This is a genomic window from Gordonia westfalica, assembly GCF_900105725.1.
Classification (GTDB): domain Bacteria; phylum Actinomycetota; class Actinomycetes; order Mycobacteriales; family Mycobacteriaceae; genus Gordonia; species Gordonia westfalica.
This window is the reverse complement of sequence record NZ_FNLM01000036.1, coordinates 71,334-88,479: the sequence shown is the minus strand read 5'-3', so window position 1 is coordinate 88,479 and position 17,146 is coordinate 71,334. Positions and strand designations below refer to the sequence as shown.

At 60.8% G+C, this 17,146-nt stretch carries 11 protein-coding genes and 3 pseudogenes; 9 read left to right on the top strand and 5 right to left on the bottom strand.

Going from position 1 to position 17,146, the window contains the following annotated elements; all coding sequences use genetic code 11:
• Positions 1-105 precede the first annotated feature (105 nt).
• The 3 genes and pseudogenes from BLU62_RS34095 to BLU62_RS26685 all read right to left on the bottom strand — a co-directional run bounded on the left by BLU62_RS34095 (position 106) and on the right by BLU62_RS26685 (position 5,069).
• Positions 106-1,232: pseudogene (locus BLU62_RS34095) on the bottom strand (IS3 family transposase).
• A 113-nt stretch (positions 1,233-1,345) separates the two neighbouring features.
• Positions 1,346-4,369 carry an MMPL/RND family transporter gene (locus BLU62_RS26690; protein ID WP_005194693.1) on the bottom strand — a complete coding sequence of 1,008 codons (3,024 nt, stop codon included), beginning with the start codon at positions 4,367-4,369 and terminating at the stop codon, positions 1,346-1,348.
• A gap of 91 nt (positions 4,370-4,460) precedes the next feature.
• Positions 4,461-5,069: a TetR/AcrR family transcriptional regulator gene (locus tag BLU62_RS26685; RefSeq protein ID WP_005194691.1), complete on the bottom strand. Its 609-nt coding sequence runs from the start codon at positions 5,067-5,069 to the stop codon at positions 4,461-4,463.
• Positions 5,070-5,177: 108 nt separating this feature from the next.
• On the opposite strand from BLU62_RS26685, the gene BLU62_RS26680 reads away from it, so the two are divergent.
• From BLU62_RS26680 to BLU62_RS26665, 3 genes are all read left to right on the top strand, one after another.
• A complete protein-coding gene (locus tag BLU62_RS26680) occupies positions 5,178-5,654 on the top strand; it encodes a PaaI family thioesterase (protein WP_005194688.1) in 477 nt (158 codons plus the stop codon).
• A gap of 208 nt (positions 5,655-5,862) precedes the next feature.
• Positions 5,863-6,060, top strand: a complete 198-nt coding sequence (locus BLU62_RS26675; RefSeq protein ID WP_084811946.1) for a transposase — start codon at positions 5,863-5,865, stop codon at positions 6,058-6,060.
• A 45-nt stretch (positions 6,061-6,105) separates the two neighbouring features.
• A protein-coding gene (locus BLU62_RS26665; RefSeq protein WP_099047926.1) for an IS3 family transposase occupies positions 6,106-7,250 on the top strand; the annotation gives its coding sequence in 2 pieces (ribosomal slippage) (positions 6,106-6,373 and positions 6,373-7,250; 1,146 coding nt in all).
• A gap of 65 nt (positions 7,251-7,315) precedes the next feature.
• Here the strand turns inward: BLU62_RS26665 and BLU62_RS26660 are convergent.
• Positions 7,316-7,609: pseudogene (locus BLU62_RS26660) on the bottom strand (transposase); the annotation flags it as partial.
• Between BLU62_RS26660 and BLU62_RS35005 the strand changes: the two are divergent.
• A pseudogene (locus tag BLU62_RS35005) lies at positions 7,602-7,771 on the top strand (integrase core domain-containing protein); the annotation flags it as partial. The pseudogenes BLU62_RS26660 and BLU62_RS35005 overlap by 8 nt on opposite strands.
• A 192-nt stretch (positions 7,772-7,963) precedes the next feature.
• On the opposite strand, the gene BLU62_RS26655 reads toward BLU62_RS35005, so the two are convergent.
• Complete coding sequence (locus BLU62_RS26655; RefSeq protein WP_244278411.1) at positions 7,964-11,470, bottom strand: MMPL family transporter; 3,507 nt, start codon at positions 11,468-11,470, stop codon at positions 7,964-7,966.
• Between the two features lie 133 nt (positions 11,471-11,603).
• Here BLU62_RS26655 and BLU62_RS26645 point away from each other — a divergent pair, with 133 nt between their 5' ends.
• The 5 genes from BLU62_RS26645 (at position 11,604) to BLU62_RS26625 (ending at position 17,133) form a co-directional block, all read left to right on the top strand.
• Positions 11,604-12,572, top strand: coding sequence for an AurF N-oxygenase family protein (locus BLU62_RS26645; RefSeq protein WP_005195186.1), 969 nt, complete (start codon positions 11,604-11,606; stop codon positions 12,570-12,572).
• A gap of 161 nt (positions 12,573-12,733) precedes the next feature.
• Positions 12,734-14,254, top strand: coding sequence for a flavin-containing monooxygenase (locus BLU62_RS26640; RefSeq protein WP_005195187.1), 1,521 nt, complete (start codon positions 12,734-12,736; stop codon positions 14,252-14,254).
• Positions 14,255-14,301: 47 nt separating this feature from the next.
• Complete coding sequence (locus tag BLU62_RS26635; RefSeq protein WP_006369629.1) at positions 14,302-15,171, top strand: SDR family NAD(P)-dependent oxidoreductase; 870 nt, start codon at positions 14,302-14,304, stop codon at positions 15,169-15,171.
• Positions 15,168-16,238: a ferredoxin--NADP reductase gene (locus BLU62_RS26630; protein WP_005195189.1), complete on the top strand. Its 1,071-nt coding sequence runs from the start codon at positions 15,168-15,170 to the stop codon at positions 16,236-16,238. The genes BLU62_RS26635 and BLU62_RS26630 overlap by 4 nt, the downstream gene beginning before the upstream one ends.
• The gene (locus BLU62_RS26625) at positions 16,228-17,133 is read left to right on the top strand and encodes an alpha/beta fold hydrolase (protein WP_006369630.1); all 906 of its coding nucleotides are present in this window, start codon (positions 16,228-16,230) and stop codon (positions 17,131-17,133) included. Before BLU62_RS26630 ends, BLU62_RS26625 begins: the two co-directional genes overlap by 11 nt.
• Positions 17,134-17,146 lie beyond the last annotated feature (13 nt).

Here is a 17,146-nt window from a genome sequence, read left to right as displayed (position 1 = left end):
GAAACTGTCGCTGAACTCGGTCGGTAGGTCTGGCCGTGGTCGGGTCGGGACGGGTGGTGAAAGCCTTCGCTGCCCGCTGCACTCCGCGGACCCCGGCCAGTCGCATCAGCCGCCGGGTCTGATTCTCGGCCGATGTGGTGGCCGGCGCCGGCGGTGGTAGGTCCGTTCGATCCAGGTGACGATTGCGATCCGTAGCTGTTCACGGGTGTCCCAGCGTTGACGGTCGAGCACGTTGCGTTGCAGGAGCGCGAAGAAGATCTCCATAGCTGCGTTGTCCCCTCACGCCCCGACCTTGCCCATCGACCCCGTTGGACCGTGAGTATTCAAGGCGTGTAGGAATTTCCGCGACCGGAGCTGTGACCCTCGATCCGAGTGAACGATGCAGCCGGCCACCTCACCACGACGGGCCAGCGCGCTGTGCAACGCTGCCACGGCCAGTCGGGACTTTCATCCGGGAATCGATGCTGTAGCCGACGATCCGCCCGGAGTGCACGTCCTTGATTGCACACAGATAGAGCTTGCCCTCACGGGTGTGGTGTTCGGTGATACCAGTGAGCCACAACCGATGTGGCTCCTCGGCGGTGAAGTCGCGCTGGACCAGATCATCGTGGACTGGTGGTCCCGGTCGTCGGCCGTTACGACCTCGCTTCTTGCCGAACACCGACCACCAGGCGTTGTCGCGGCAGATCCGCCACGCGGTCCGCTCGGCCATCGACTCACCCACGGTGGCGGCTTCCCCGGCGAGGAATCGGTAGCCGAATTCCGGGTCCTCGCGGTGGGCATCGAACAGGGCATTCGCCCGATACGCCGCGGCCAGCTTGGCATTGGTGACCGGGCTGGCCAGCCACCGGTAGTAGGGCTGGCGCGAGAGCTGAAGTACCCGACACGACACGCGACGGCAATCCCGTCGGCGGCGAGCTCTTTCACGAGCGGGTACAGCCTTTTCCCGGCAGGTTCGCCTGCGATAGATACGCCGCCGCTCGACGCAGCACCTCGTTCTCCTGCTCAAGCAGGCGGATCCGCTTACGGGCCTCGCGCAGTTCAGCGGACTCGGTCGAGGTCACGCCAGGGCTGCGGCCCCCATCAATATTCGCGCGTCGCATCCACTTGTGCAGCGTCATCGGGTGCACACCGAAGTCGTTGGCGACCTGCTCGATCGTGACGCCTTCTCCACGATCACGAGCCACCCGGATCGCATCGTCTCGGAGCTCCTGGGGGTACGGCTTGGGCACAGCTACATCCTTCCCGACCGCCCGAAGGCAAGCCAGATCAGATGTCACCTATCCGTGCAGCAGTCCCTAGCGACAGTCCCGCGCGGATACTGGGGAACTAAACCAGGAGTACGTTAAACGGTTTCGTTGTTCGGCCACCAGCTGGTTTTGCCTAGTAGTGTCGCGATGGCCGGCACGACGATGGTGCGCACTATAAAGGTGTCGAGCAGTAGTCCGATACCGATGATCAGTCCAACTTGGGTCATGATGGAGATCGAGCCAGCCATGAGGCCGAACATGCTGGCAGCGAAGATGAGGCCGGCCGAGGTGATGACCGATCCGGTGTTGGTGACGGTTCGTAGAACGCCGATTCGTATGTTGTTCTGGGATTCCTCGCGTAGGCGAGAGATGAGCAGCATGTTGTAGTCTGCGCCGACGGCGACGAGGACTATGAAAGCCAATAGCGGTACAGGCCAGGCGATCTCGGTTTTGAGGATGTGTTGGAAGATTAGGACGCCGATGCCCAGTGCCGCGGTGTAGTTGAGGACGACGGTTCCTAGGAGATACAGCGGTGCGATGAGTGCTCGGAGGAGAAGGATTAGGATCAGGCCGACGATGATGAGGGTTGCCAGTGCCAGGAGTTGAAAGTCGTCGGCGAGTAGGCGTTGCAGGTCGGCGTTGATGGCGGGGAATCCGGCGATTGCGATGTGGGAGTCCTCCAGGGTGGTGTTCGGTCTGGCGGCGTTTGCAACATCGGTGATGGTGTTGGTCAGTTGTATGGCTTCGGTGCTGTAGGGGTCGAAGCTGGTTTGTATTGCGTAGCGCACGGTATGGCCGTCGGGCGAGACGAATTGGCGAGCGACATCGACAAAGCGGCGGTCTGCGTTGGCTTGAGGTGGCAGGTAGAAGCCGGTCGCGGAGTCTGTTCCGGCGGTTTCGCGGGCGGAGGTTTGGAGTTGCGTGGCTAGGGTGGCCATCCCGGCTAGTTGCTGAAGGTTGCTGTCGATCAGCGCGGACACGCCGTCGGCGAGTTGTCGTGATCCTGCGGCGAGCTGACTCACGCCAGTTTGGAGTTGAGTGATCTTAGCGGGCAGGTCTTGGTTGTTGATGGTGCTCAGGGTGGAGTTGAGGGAGTTGACGGTTGCGGTGAGTTGGTCGGTGACCGTCGTGAGGGGTGTGTCTAGTTGTGCGAGTTGTGTTGACAGGGTGGTGATCTGGTCGAGCAGTCCACTCCCTAGTGTGGCGTTGAGGTCGCGAATCTGTGCGCGCAGGGTTGCGCACTGGGGGACTTGGGCGCACCAGGGCGCTGAGTCGAGGAGGGGTAGGATTGAGGTCACTGTTGTCAGCGCCGCGGATGTTTGGCGGGTCAGGGCGGCAAGTTGTGGGGCGTTCTGTGAGGCGCGGTCGAGTGCGGGCGCGGACGCGGCGAGCTGGCGCAGGAGTGGTTGGTACTGCTGGATTTGTTGACCGGCGGTGCTTGCTTGGGTGAGGATACCGGCGAGTGGCGTCAGGTTGAGGCGTAGCTGGGTGTCGAGTTGGGCCAGCCCGTCGGCGAGCTGGTTGGCACCGGAGCGCAACTGCTCGAGGTCGCCTTTTCGTTGCTGGCCGTCTGCGACGGCGCCTGCCACCTGGTCCCCGATCTGACCGTTCTGCCACGACAGCTCGGCCTGTTCGAGTTTGTCGCCGGTGGGGCGGGTGACGCCGATGACGCGAGTCACCCCGGGAATTTGGGATACCCGCGAAGCCATCTGCTCGAGGTCGGCAAGTCCGCTGGCGGTGCGTAGGTCGATCGGCGCATCCACCACAAGAAACTCAGCAACCGTCACATCTGTGGGGAAATGGCGGTCAAGCAGCGCATATCCCTGGTTGCTGTCGGTCGTCGCGGGTTGGCCCTGGCGGTCGTCATAGGTGATGTGGATACCCATCGCGATCGTGCTCAGCACGATCAGCCCCACCATCGTTATAGCGAGAAGGGGGACTGGGCGGCGGACGACAAGCACCGCCACGCGATTCCAGTACTTGCGCGTGAGGTCTCGTCGGGGGTTGCCCCAACCGAAGCGGGCTGCCCACTGCAGCACCGGCGGCAGCAAGGTGACAGTGGCGAGGAACCCGATGAGGATCGCGATCGCGCAGGCCGGACCCAAGGTGGAAAAGACGCTCAGTTCGCCGAACGCCATAGCCAGGAATGCCAGTGCCACCGTCGCCGCCGAGGCCAAGATGACCCGTCCGATCGTCGCTGTAGCGTCCACAAGAGCATCCGCGGTAGGCGCGCCTTGGCGCAACCGCTCGTGATAGCGGCTGATGAAAAAGACTGAGTAGTCCACCCCGGCCCCGAGCAGAATGACCGTCATGAATGCGACGGTGAACTGAGACACCGGCATTCCGAGCTCACCTAGTGCGGACAAGACGCCGCGGCCCACCCCAAGGCTGACACCAATCACCAGCAACGGCACCAGTGCTGTGAACAGCGATCGGTACACCACCAGCAAGATCAGGGCGATCAGCGCGACTGTGGCCAAAGTGATCACGACCAGGTCGCTCTCGGCACTCACGATCTGATCACTGAAGGTGGCTGCGGGTCCGGTGACATGAACCGCGGTACCAGTATCTTCAAACACCCGGCGTGCGGTTTCGCGGACGGTTTCCACCGCATGAGTCGCCGCCGGACCGCCCAGGGTCCCCGAGACCCCGACGGGCAGATACCAGGCCTTGCCATCCTCACTCAACGCCTGGCGGGCAGTGATCGGATCCGACAGCAAGTCACGAACCGATTGCACATCGTCAAAATTTTCACGGAGCTGTAGGACCAACGCGTCGTATCGCTCTCGCGTGACCTCTGTAAGCCCATTCGGGTTCTCCATGGTCACGAAGACAGTGGTCTTAGCGCCCTTTTCCCCGAATGCGCCACCCATTTGATCAAGAGCTTGAAAGGACGGAACCCCTGCAGGGATCGGATCTACCGATTGCTGCCGCACCACCGTCTCCAACTGAGGAAACAGCACCGCCAACACCACCCCGACAGCTATCCACACCCCGATGACCAGGGACTTGTGCGTCAAAGTGAACCGCGCGATTCGTCCCAACGTGGAGCTGTACTCGCTGCGCTCGACCAACGGCCGCCTTGCCAAGCGCTTGTCATCGGGACGATGGACCACCATACGCAGTACCTCACCAACTCATCTGGCCCACAGTGGAACCATCGGTAGCGCTACGCTACAAGTTGTAGCGTAAAAGTGGAAGGCGGTGAGGCTATGTAGGCGGGCGCCGCCTGTGCGCCGCAAGAAAGTCATCGACGAGGCGCTCGAGATCAGCGACATCCATCGCGCGAATCCCGGTGAGCTTGGCGAAGACCAGAGGGCCTGCCAGCTGAGTGATCGCCATGGTCAAGTCCGGATCGTCGAGTTCAGCGGCGGCCGCGCTACTTGTCAACACTCGATCAAAGGGTTCTCGGTACTGGTTGACTACGCGCATCCGCAACGGCCCCAATGCGTTTGGTTCTTCGCCAGGTTGCTTGGGAACCATTGCCAACCAAGCCAGTGTGGTCAACTGCAACGGAGCCTGTTCGATGAGAGCAGCCTGGCGTTGCATCAATGTGACCAGGTCATCGCGAATCGATTGCGAGGTTTCAGGGTTGTCCACCTGAGGCAACAACCGCTCGAAGGCTGCTGCCACCAGGTCCGTGGTGCTCTCAAAATGTCGATACAGCGTGGTGCGGGCTACGCGAGATAGCCGGGTTACAGCCTCCACGGTGACCGCTTCGACCCCACCGCTGCTGAGCAGGGTCGCGGCAGCATCCAACAACCGCGCCCGCGAGCGAACCCGCCTCGGGTCCACATCATCGATATCGGCGATCTCCACCCTTGCCCACTTCCCGCTCCAGACCAACAGCACAAACGATACCGTCGGTAACAGAACGAAACTGCGAGTGCTCGAACACCGAACGAGGACCGCAGAGAGGACCACCCAATGGGCTTCGATCAGCGGCTACCAGCGCACTCGCCATCATGTATGGGATGTGGCAGCGACAACCCCAGCGGACTCCAGCTCGAGGTATACAGGCATGACGACCACGTCTACGCTGATCTAACCTTCGACGAACGCCAATCAGGAGCACCCGGCCTAGCCCATGGCGGTGCCATCTCAGCAGCCTGCGACGACATCATGGGATTCACCCTGTGGATCGCCCGCACACCTGCAGTCACTCGAACACTCACCGTCGAGTACCGACACCCAGTGCCACTGCACACACCCGTGCACCTCGTCGCCACGGTCGTCGATAACACCGCTCGGGCACTCTCCATCAAAGCGGTCGGCACAGTAGGCAAGAAAGCGTATTTCACCGCGAACGCCGTGTTCGTGAAAGTTGACTTAAGTCACTTTCAGAACCACGGAGACCCGGACGCCGCCACAGACCTGATTACTCGATTCCTTCAAGCCGACTAGAATACCGTAACCGCGCCTGCATCTGGTGTTACCCGATACAGCAAGGCTGCATCAACCCTGAGGGCGAGACGTATCTAACCCATTCGCAGCGCCTTACCGCCCTCCCCGTGAACCGAGCGCTTAGCTTGTGAGGTGAGCCCTCCTGGGTGGTCCAGTCGTTGTGGGACTCTGTTGCTCGATTGTTCGAGCAGGAAGAATCAACGACGTCATGACATCGAACAAGCGCCGCCGGCACACGCCGGAGCAGATCATCCGCAAGCTCGCCGAGGGCAATATGCTCCTCGCCGCTGGTCAGGAACTCGACGAGGTGTGCCGGCACCTCGAAGTCGCGGAGTCCACGTGGCATCGCTGGCTGGCCCAGTACGGCGGTGGCGTGTCCCCCGTGAACCGGTCCGGTCTGTTTTAGAGTCCTGATTGCCCTGTTGAGGGCAGAGAAGGGACGATGAGGATCATGGCAGGACGCAAGCGCCACTCGGCAGAGGACATTGTGCGCAAGTTGCGCCGGGCTGACGAGTTGGCGGCGCAGGGCAAGACCGGCGAGGAGATCGCCGCCGACCTCGAGGTGTCGGCAGCGACGTTGTACAACTGGCGCCGCCAGTACGGCGGCATGGACGGTGACGCGGCCAAGGAGCTCAAGGAGCTGCGCGAGCAGAACGGCCGGCTCAAGCGGCTGCTCGCCGATGCCGAGTTGGAGAAGGACGCGCTACGGGAGATCGCCAAGGGAAAATTCTGAGCCCAACCGCCAAACGCGCCGCCATCGACATGCTCAAAGACGTGATGAACATGTCAGAACGCAAGGCGTGCAAGGTTGTTGGGCTTGCTCGTTCAGCGTATCGTCAACTGCCGCAAGCGCACACCCCGGCTGACCCGGATGCTGGCCTGCGCCAGCAGCTACGAACCTACGCCCGTCAGAACCCACGCCACGGGTTCCGTCGGGCGTGGGCCTGGCTACGTTTCGACGAAGGCGACACCGTGAACAAGAAGAAGGTCCACCGGCTGTGGAAGGAAGAAGGATTGCAGGTGCGCCGGGCGCCGCGGCGTAAACGGGCCGGCCAGGCGTCGATGCCGATTGTCACCGCGGACGCACCGAAAGTGGTGTGGGCATTGGACTTTCAGTTCGACTCCACTGTCGACGGACACAAGATCAAGATCGCGTCCATGGTCGATGAACACACCCGGATGTCGCTGCTCAACATTGTGGATCGCTCGATCGCCGCCGACCGGTTGATCGAGGAGTTGAAGAAGACCTTCGCGATCTGGGGTGGCCCACCGAAGGTGCTGCGCATGGACAACGGCCCTGAGTTCATCTCTGAGGCCCTCCAGACGTTCTGTGCAGGGTCGGTGGGGATCTCCTACATTCCGCCTGGCACGCCGTGGAACAACGGGTTCATCGAGTCGTTCAACAACCGGTTGCGCGACGAGTGTTTGAACCGCAACTGCTGGCCCACCCTGTTGGAGGCCCGCGTGGTCATCGAAGACTTCAAAGACGACCACAACCACCGACACCGCCACTCAGCGCTGGGCTACAAGACCCCGGCCGAGTACGCTGCCCGATGCACCCACCAGCACCACCCCGTGGGCTGCGAGATCGACTGACCGACCGCAAGTAAGAACTCGCTCTAGGACCGACTGGACCGGTTATCGGGGACCTGCCATTCGGCCTGTATCCAGATTCCCAGCACATGCTTGACGCCGGCCATGTCGACGCCAATAGCGATGTGGGCGTGCTTGTTTCGAGCATGAGAACTGTCTTTGACGTTCACCACCAGCGCGTCGAGGTAGATGACGGGACACAACGGCTCCAGCGGCCGGTTCTGCCATTCGTCGACCGCGTCGAGGACCTCGTCGCAGATCTTGGAGATCGTCTCGTGCGAGAGATCGGTGCCGATCGTGGCGGCCAAATGGTGTTGGATATCGCGCAACGTCATGCCGCCGGCGTACAGCGGGACCACGATCTTCCACTCCAGCCCGTACAAGACCGTCTCCGACGTCGAGTTCGCGGCCGCTGGTTGGGTCGACTGGTACAACAACAGCAGGCTGCACTCGAGTATCGGCCAGATCCCCCGACCGAGTTCGAAACGCTCCACTACTCTGGCCTCGGCCCGAGGACCAGCCCACAATGGAGGCGGCACAAAACCTCGGGTCGTTCAGTCCCTGTGCGTGAGGCTCCGGCCCGCAACCCCCAACACATCGCCGTGGAGTCACCCATACCGTCTAGCGTTGTACGGACGCAATTCGTCTATCACGAGCGACCGTGCCGCGTCATGCCCTATGCCGATCCTTACCTGTTGACGGGATGGTCGGGAAGTTCAGGGACCGACGCTTGTCAGATCCCCATGGGTCCGTCCGCGTGTCTTTTGCGATGGTCCCGGGGCGCGCCGGAAGCGGTCGATGTCACCCGGCCACCAGCTTGCAGTGCCCAGCAGCACCGCTAGTGCCGGGACTACTAAGGTCCGCACCAGGAACGTGTCGAGCAGCAAACCGACACCGATGATGAACCCGATTTGCACCATCACATCGATGGAGCCGACCATCAGCCCGAACATGCTGGCTGCGAAGATCAACCCGGCCGAGGTGATCACCGAACCGGTGTAGGCGACGGTACGCATTACTCCGACCCGCACGCTCGCTCTCGTCTCCTCTCTCAGGCGTGAGACCAGCAGCATGTTGTAGTCAGCGCCCACCGCCACCAAGACGATGAACGACACCAGTGGAGCTGGCCAGGCGATCCCGGCACCGAGGATGTGTTGAAGTACGAGCACACCGATACCAAGAGCCGCCATATAGTTCAAGACGACGGTTGCAAGGAGATAGACCGGTGCAACGACGGCCCGCAACAACAGCATCAGGATCAGACCCACGATGAGAAGTGTGGCTATGCCAAGCAGTTTGAAATCGTACGACAACAACCGCTGGACGTCGGCATTGATCGCAGGAAAGCCCGCGACCGAAGCACGTCCGCCCTCCAGAGTGGTGTTCGGCATCGCGTTCTCGGCGACGCTAGACAGCTCGTTCGCCAGCGTCATTGCATCGGCAGAGTATGGGTCGTAGGAGGTCTGTACCGCATAGCGCACGGTTTTCCCGTCGGGCGAGATGAACTGTCGAGCGGCCTGACTGAACTGCTGGTCCTTGAACGCATCCGCGGGGAGATAGAAGCCGGTTGCCGAATCAGAATCGCCGATCTCGCGGGCGGGAGCCCGAAGCTGTGCGGCGACCTGTGCTAGTCCACCGAGTAGCTGAACGTTGCTGTCCACCAAAGCCCCGACTCCGTTCGACAACTGACGTGCGCCGTCGGCGAGTGCGCCGACGCCGGACTCGAGTTGCGAGACCCTGTTCCCGAGGTCCTGTCCACCGATGGTCTGTAGTGCAGAATTCAGCGTTTGAAGAGAACGCTGCAGCTGTGCCATGTCGGTAGAGCCTGGCGCACTCACGCGGCCGAGTTGCGCGGCAAAGTTAGCCACCCTCGCGAGCGACTGATCATCCGCGAGTGCCCGGATGTCGGCCGTTTGCGCGCGCAGTGCCGAGCACTGCGCGATCTGCTGACACCACGGAGCTTCCAATGCGGACAACGCTGGCGCGACCGCGTCTGCCGCAGACTGGGCCCGACGTGCGAGTTGAGACAGCTCAGGCGCTCGCTGGGAGAACTGTCGAAGCGTTGGGGCGGCGCTCGCGAGTTGGTTCACCAACGGCCGGTACTCATCGAGTTGTGGGCCAAATGACGACACCTCGTCTAGCAACCCCGACAGCGGAGCGAGATTGGATGAGATCTGGTCTTCTAGCAGTGCCAGGCCTCCGGCGAGCTGCTCTGATCCGGTCTTCAGGACGGCCAGATCACCCTTGCGGGCCTGTACATCTCCGGTCTCCTCGGTGATCTTGGTACCGATCTGATCGTTCTGCCAAGACAATTGCGCCTGCTGCAGCTTCTCACCGGTTGGCCGCGTCACGCCAATGACCCTGGTCACGCCGGGAATCTGCGCGACGCGGGATGCCAACTGGTCGAGGTCGGCAAGGCCTTGAGCCGTGCGCATGTCGTTCTCGGACTCCACCACCAAGAATTCCGAGATAATGATGTCTTTCGGAAAGTGGCGGTTGAGCAGCGCGTAGCCTTCGTTGCTCCCTGTGTCAGTTGGCTGCCCCTCTCGATCGTCGTAGGTGATCTGGATTGTTGCGGCGACCAGGGCGAGGCCAATCAACGCGACTACACTGATCGCGAGCAGAGGGACCGGCCGCCGGATAACCATGACTCCGACTCTTCTCCAGTAATCCCGCGTCAGGTCACGGCGGGGAAGGCCGGCCCCTCTCTTGGCAGCGAAGGAGAGCACGGGGGGCAACAATGTCACCGTCGCCAAGAATGCGAATGCTATGGCGATTGCGCAGGCCGGCCCCAAAGTGTTGAACACACTGAGCTTGGCGAAGGCCATAGCCAGGAAGGCTAGGGCCACAGTGCCCGCCGATGCGAGAACCACGCGGCCGATAGTTGCATTCGCGTGGGCAATAGCGGCATCAGGAGAGTTGCCTGCTCGAATACCCTCATGATAGCGGCTGATGAGGAACACCGAATAGTCAACTCCGGCACCGAAGATGATGACGGTCATGAACATCGAGGTGAACTGGGATACCGGCATGCCCAGCTCGCCTAGTCCAGATAGAACTCCGCGACCCACGGCCAAACTCATGCCCACGACAAGCAGCGGCATCAGCGCGGTGAACACCGAACGGTAGACGACGAGGAGGATCACGGCGATCAGCAGCACGGTGGCGACAGTGATCAGGACCAGATCCGACTCGCCCACGGCGAGTTGGTCGCTAAAGGTCGCGGGTGGGCCTGTCACACGGACTCTCGTCTCAGTGTCGCGAAAGATTCTCTCCGCGGTGTCGCGTACCGCTGCGACCGCCTCCGCGGTATCGGGTCCCCCGAGTGTGCCGGTCACTCCCACGGGCAGATACCAGGCTTGCTTGTCTTTGCTGAGAGCCTGACTCGCAGTGAGGGGATCGCTCAGCAGGTCTCGGACGGCGATGACGTGCTTGTCGTCCGCCCGCAGGGTGTCGACAAGCACGTGGTATCGATCGCGGGTGTTGTCGGACAGGCCTGCACTGTTCTCCATCACAACGAATACGGTGGTCTTGGCGCCGCGCTCGTCGAAAGAGGCGCCCATACGGTCCAAGGTCTGAAAAGACGGGACTCCGGCCGGGATCGGATCCACAGATTGTTCCCGTACCACTGACTCCAGTTGAGGAAAGAGAAGGCCTAAGCCGATAGCGGCACCGAGCCAAACCAGCGTCACAATCCCTTTGCGGCGGAGGGTAAACCATGCAACCCGCTCAAGGGTCGGACTGTATTCGCCGAGTTTCTCGCCCCCTCTCGACGAGCGGGTTCGAATGGGAGACGAACTCACCATGTGCAATATCCTCTCGACCTGAAGTGGGCGACCCAATCGTTCGGATCCGTCTGGCGAACGTCCGTGCGGTGGATGATTGTCACTTGTGGTGGTGCTCGGCCATGTCTTCGACCTCCTCGAGAGTGGTGGGCAGGTGGTATGGGGGGTGCTCTTACCTGAGATGCGGTATCGGCCCCAGAAGTCGGGATCCCCGACGACACACTCCGCCCGCCCCTCAGCGGTCGTAAATACAGCGATCGCGCGGGCGCCTTTCAGGAGCCCGTCGAGCTCATCATTCTTCTGAATCCGGCCATACCAGGTGTATAAGCCGTTCAGCGGCTGGAAATAACCTCTTATTTTCGCTTCGACATGGATCTCCGTCCCACGGCACACCAGGGTTCCTTCGCCGGAGTAGTCGAGGTCATGGTCGTCAGACATGCAGCCCTACCTTCTTCGCATTGAGCGTTGACAAATAACGCGGTTCGTGGATACTAGCAGTACCAGATACTGCGAGTAATGGGTACTGGGCGCCAGGCCCCGACTCCCAGCCTTGAACGACCGAGGAGAAGACATGACCGTGCAGGATGCCCATATCAAGCCCGACTTTTCACAGGAGGGCATGGCCCGGGTGAACGGGCGCAAGCCCGTCGACATGGAACGATCTGCAGGTCGTCTGTTGCGGTCTTCCGCGGAGAAGTTCTACGACGCGGAGATCGACATCGACTGGGAGTCGCCCTGGGAGGAAGGCAAGTACTTTCTGCCAGAGCACCGGGTGTCGCTATACGGCACCAAACTATGGAACAAGATGACCGAGGAGCAGCGTCGCGAGCTGGGACGCCACGAGATCGTAAGCATCCTCAGTTTCGGCATCTACGCAGAGAACCTCTTGAGTTCGGCGCTCCTGCGCATGTCGGCAAAGGGGGCCCTAACCGATCAGAAGTCCCTATACGCGCTAACAGAAATCGGCGATGAGTCCCGCCATTCCACTATGTTCGCGCGCCTCATTAACAAAACAGGCGTGCCCCCTTACAAGCTCCCTAAGGGCTTCTTGAGCTTCGCAAAGATCCTGCATTTCGTCCCGCTCGGACCGTCGGTGTCCGGAGCCACGCTGCTGATCGAGGAAATCCTGGACCGCGCCCAGCGCGAGGCGATGAACGACCCCAGTATGCAGCCTCAGCTTCGCCAGCTCATGAAGATCCATGTCCTCGAGGAAGCCCGTCACATTACCTTTGCGCGACTGGAGATGATCGAAGGCATGCAGCGTCGACGTAAGGCGACGCGCGCTTGGCACCGAGGGGTGCTTGCCGTCATCGCGAACCTGGCGTACCCGCTGCTCATTAATCCGAAAGTGTACCCCGCAGTGGGAATTAGCCGCTGGCGTGGCGTATGGGCACAACAAACCAGCCCAAACTATCGGACCAACCTGCAGTTCATGTCGGAGCCCATGATTCGGTTCTTCCATGAGGCGGGAATGCTGGAAGGCAAGTTCACAATGGCCATGTGGCGCGCGACGCGGAGCCTTCCCGACGATCTCCGCTGATCTCCGTTCACGCGGCCGAGCCGTCACGGTCGACATCAGTTAGACCTGTGCGGAGCATTCTCGATGGCTTCGCGATCACTTCCGCCTCAACAGATCACCCGCTGCCACTGTGCGCAGGTGATGTGTTGTGCCAACGAACCCACGAGGGAGAAAGCATAAACATGGCATCTTCAACTACCCGGCGCGCCTCGCGCGCCGCCGCCAAAACCGACTCAACCGACGACCCGATTTCGACCAAGATTCTGATCATCGGAAGCGGGTTCTCTGGTCTCGGGATGGCCGCACAGCTAAGACGTCGCGGGTACAGCGACTTTCTAATCCTGGAGAAGGCAAGCTCCGTCGGTGGAACCTGGCGCGACAATACCTATCCGGGCTGTGCATGTGACGTCCCGTCGCTGATGTACTCGTACTCATTCGAAAGTCGAGGTAGCTGGTCGAAGGTGTGGTCGTCACAACCAGAAATTGAGCGGTATCTACAAGACGTCGCGGACAAGCGCGGCGTGACACAAAAGATTCATTTCGGTCAGAAGTTGGTTTCCGGATACTGGAGCGAGTCAGAGTCGCGGTGGCACCTGCGTACTGAGTCCGGACGTGAGTACATTGCTCAGTTCGTAGTTTCAGGAGTCGGTGCGCTGCATATCCCCAATTTTCCCGAAATTTCGGGGATTGAGGACTTTAAAGGCGAAGCGTTTCACTCCGCACAGTGGGATCATTCGGTGGATCTGGAGGGCAAGCGTGTCGCCGTGATCGGCACTGGTGCCAGCGCTATCCAGTTTGTGCCGTTCGTACAGAAGGAGGCCATGTCCCTCAAGGTCTTCCAGCGAACCCCTGCCTGGGTCCTACCCCGCAAGAATTTCACCGTTCCGCCGGCCCTGCGGACTCTTCTGAGCAGACTCCCGATTGCACGTCGTATCGCCAGGTGGTCGGTGTACTGGGGTGCGGAGAGCCTAGCCTTCGGCCTCAACGGTCACTCCAACCTTATGCGGCCAATCGAACGGGTCGCTCGGTGGAACATTGAACGCTCCATCTCTGATCCGGCACTACGCAAGAAACTGACCCCGTCATATCGCATCGGCTGTAAGCGAATTCTGGGGTCAAACGACTATTACCCTGCACTTGCGGCGCCCAACACCACCGTCATCAGCGATCGGATTGAGAGGGTCACCGCTGATTCCATCATCACCTCAGACGGCGTCGAGCACCTCATCGACGTAATTATTTATGCGACCGGTTTTCACGTGACTGATGGTTTCGATCAGCTCGCCCTGAAAGGTGCCACTGGCGAGGATCTCCCGTCCCACTGGCATCAGACGGGGATTAACACGCACCTGGGCATCACGACCAAGGGTTTTCCCAACCTGTTTTTCCTCCTCGGACCCAACACGGGCCTCGGCCACAACTCAGTGGTGTTCATGATCGAGCAACAGATCAAATACATCATGAAGGCCATCGACACAGTAGAAAGCCGAGGCGCTGAGAAGGTTGACGTACGCCCGTCCGTGCAAGAACAGTTCAACACCGACATCCAGCGGAAGCTGGCCAAGGGAGTGTGGACCAACGGCGGCTGCACGAGTTGGTATCTCGACTCGCAGGGCGTCAACCGGACCGTGTGGCCGGGCTTCACATGGCAGTACTGGCGCGCCACAAAAGATTTCGACCCCGCCGAGTACGACATCGCCTGAGCCCGAACGCACGGAGAGACACGATTCGTAGAAATGGTGAGACGACAGTGAGCAATTCTGACCGGCATGATTACACAGGCAAGGTGGCAGTGATCACCGGTGCCGCGTCAGGGATCGGTCGGTCTCTGGCACTCCAGTTGGCGGAGCGAGGTGCCGCACTGGCACTGTCCGACATTGATGAGATGCACTTGAAGGAGACTGCAGAACTTTGCCGCACCACGTATGCGGCGACGGTAACCGCCGCCGTACTAGACGTTGCGGACCGCAGTGCGTTTCAGGACTATGCCGACGGAGTGCGGTCAGAGTCGGGCCACGTCGACATGGTGTTCAATAACGCCGGCGTGGCCTTGGGCGTCGACGTGGTCGACATGACCTGGGAAGACTTCGACTGGCTCATGGGCATCAACTTTGGCGGAGTCGTTAACGGGTCGAAGGCGTTTCTGCCTCACCTGATCGCGTCCGGGGACGGACATCTCATTAACACGTCGAGCGTCTTCGGCTTGATCGGAATCCCCAGCCAGAGCGCATACAATGCCGCGAAATTCGGCGTCAGAGGCTTCACCGAGGCGCTCCGACAGGAGATGAAAATCAGTCGATACCCGGTCACAGTGACATGTGTGCACCCGGGGGGTGTAAAAACCAACATCGTCAACAATGCCCGAGGCGTTTCCGCCATGGGGGCAGACACCGCGACTGTCGCCTCGCTGTTCGACAGGATCGCACGAAGCACCCCGGATAAAGCAGCGGCGACAATCCTCAAAGGTATGGACAAGAAGAAGGCACGAGTGTTGATCGGTGCGGACGCCCGCGGTTTCGACTTCGTGGCACGGGTGATCGGTCCCCGCTACCAGGACATCGCGGCGCCACTGACACGGGCGGGTTACGCGGTCGCACGTAGACAGGGGATCCTCAAGTGACCGTCGAACCCGATGCACGTCCGGCTGCCGCAGCCCGCTCACGCACCTTGCGCGTCTCAGAAGTGACCCAGGAAACGAAAGACTCCGTCACCATTTCGTTCGAGATCCCCGATGCCATGGTCGAGGAGTTCAAGCATGTCCCAGGGCAATTCATCACCGTGAAGATCCCATCTGATCGGACCGGTCATGTCGCACGATGCTACTCGTTGAGCAGCTCGCCTCACGTCGAGGACTTCCGTCTCGAGATCGGGATCAAGCGGACGGAGAACGGTTACGCATCGAACTGGCTGTGCGACAACGCGATGACGGGAATGGAGTTGACCGTCCTCCCGCCGTCGGGGCACTTCACGGCTAAGAATCTCGACGTCGATTTTCTATTCTTTGCAGGAGGAAGTGGGATCACTCCGGTCTTGTCGCTGATTAAGTCGGCGCTTGTGTGCGGCGGGGGCGAAGTCACACTGTTCTACGCGAATCGCGATGCCGAGTCGATCATGTACGAGGGCCAACTGGCGCAGATCGCCTCCGAGTTCCCCGAGCGTTTCACGGTCTTCCACTGGTTGGAGTCGGCTATGGGGATTCCGGCACCTGAGGATGTCGAATCCGCCATACGTGAGCACCGCGGTGCACAGATCTACACCTGTGGTCCGGCGCCGTTCATGGATCTGGTTCAGAAGTCGGCGGAGGCCTGCGGTGTTGAGCACGCCTCGGTACATCGAGAAGTCTTTCAGTCACTGACCGGAGATCCATTCGAGACAGCCACGATGCGTCAGCTCAGTGACGACGATGGTGTGGCGACCGCCACGGTCTATCTGAATGGGCAGTCCATCACGACTGAGTGGCCGCGCAACACTCCGTTGCTCGACGTGCTATTGGCCCAAGGTCACAATGCCCCGTACTCCTGCCGAGAAGGGGCCTGCAGCGCGTGCGTATGCAAGCTGGTTGAGGGTGATGTAGAAATGGCACAAAACCACATCCTCGTTGAAGATGACATTGCCGACGGTGAACGGCTTGCGTGTCAGGCACTTCCGCTGACGGATGCAGTCACGGTGAGCTTTGATGACCTCTGAGATAGCGAGCGAGTCGCGAGGATCGCGGCACCTCGAGGTCCTCTCCTCCGACGGAACCAGGTTGTTCGCCCAGGAATTCGGCTCGGGCCGGGATGCTCCACTTCTAGTCTTTAGTCACGGCTGGGCCTGTCAGGGGCGTTTCTGGCGGCCACAGATCGAACAGTTCGCGGCGACGCATAGGGTAGTGGTCTACGACCAACGCGGACACGGGTGGAGCGACCGGGGCCGGGTACCGTTCTCGGCGAGACTTCTGGCCGATGACTTGGAGTCCGTAGTTCGGGCGGTAGCCACTCCCACCGACAAGGCTGTCGTGGTCGGACACAGCATGGGAGGTATGTCCATCATGAGCTGGGCAGCTGAGTACCCAGCCTCGGTGTCGGAGCTGGCCCGCGGAGTAGTACTGGCAAGCACCGGGCCATCACAGTTGGTGGATCGGTCAACGTTACTCAAAGTTCCCCGCCAGCTACGACCGAGACTTGAACGGGCCTTCGCGGCTAGTCTTGCGGTCGCGGGACCCGAGATGCAGGACACGCGTTTGTCTCGCCGCCTGATTCGTTACGGAACCCTGGGCCCGGGCGCGACTGTCGAGGTAATCGATGAGTGCGCCGACATCGTGTTGCGATGCCCACCACAGGTGCGGGGGATGTGGGGTGCGGTTTTGGCGACAATCGACGTCAGCAGGGGTGTTGACTCGCTGACAGTGCCGGCGGCGGTCATCGTGGGCGATGCCGACAGACTGACCCCGGCGGCCCATTCGGTGGATCTCGCAGCGCGACTGGGTCGGCAGGGCGTTCTATTTGAATTCACTCTTCTCGACAAGGTCGGTCACATGTCCAACCTAGAGGCCGTTGAAGACTTCAATTCAGCTGTGGCCAGGTTAGACAGATCCGCTTGAAGCTCGTTTCGAC

Coding starts and splice junctions, on each gene's coding strand:
- BLU62_RS26690 (WP_005194693.1), bottom strand. CDS start 4,369: ATGGTGGTCCATCGTCCCGATGACAAGCGCTTGGCAAGGCGGCCGTTG.
- BLU62_RS26680 (WP_005194688.1), top strand. CDS start 5,178: ATGGGCTTCGATCAGCGGCTACCAGCGCACTCGCCATCATGTATGGGA.
- BLU62_RS26675 (WP_084811946.1), top strand. CDS start 5,863: ATGACATCGAACAAGCGCCGCCGGCACACGCCGGAGCAGATCATCCGC.
- BLU62_RS26655 (WP_244278411.1), bottom strand. CDS start 11,470: ATGTCTGACGACCATGACCTCGACTACTCCGGCGAAGGAACCCTGGTG.
- BLU62_RS26645 (WP_005195186.1), top strand. CDS start 11,604: ATGACCGTGCAGGATGCCCATATCAAGCCCGACTTTTCACAGGAGGGC.
- BLU62_RS26640 (WP_005195187.1), top strand. CDS start 12,734: ATGGCATCTTCAACTACCCGGCGCGCCTCGCGCGCCGCCGCCAAAACC.
- BLU62_RS26625 (WP_006369630.1), top strand. CDS start 16,228: ATGACCTCTGAGATAGCGAGCGAGTCGCGAGGATCGCGGCACCTCGAG.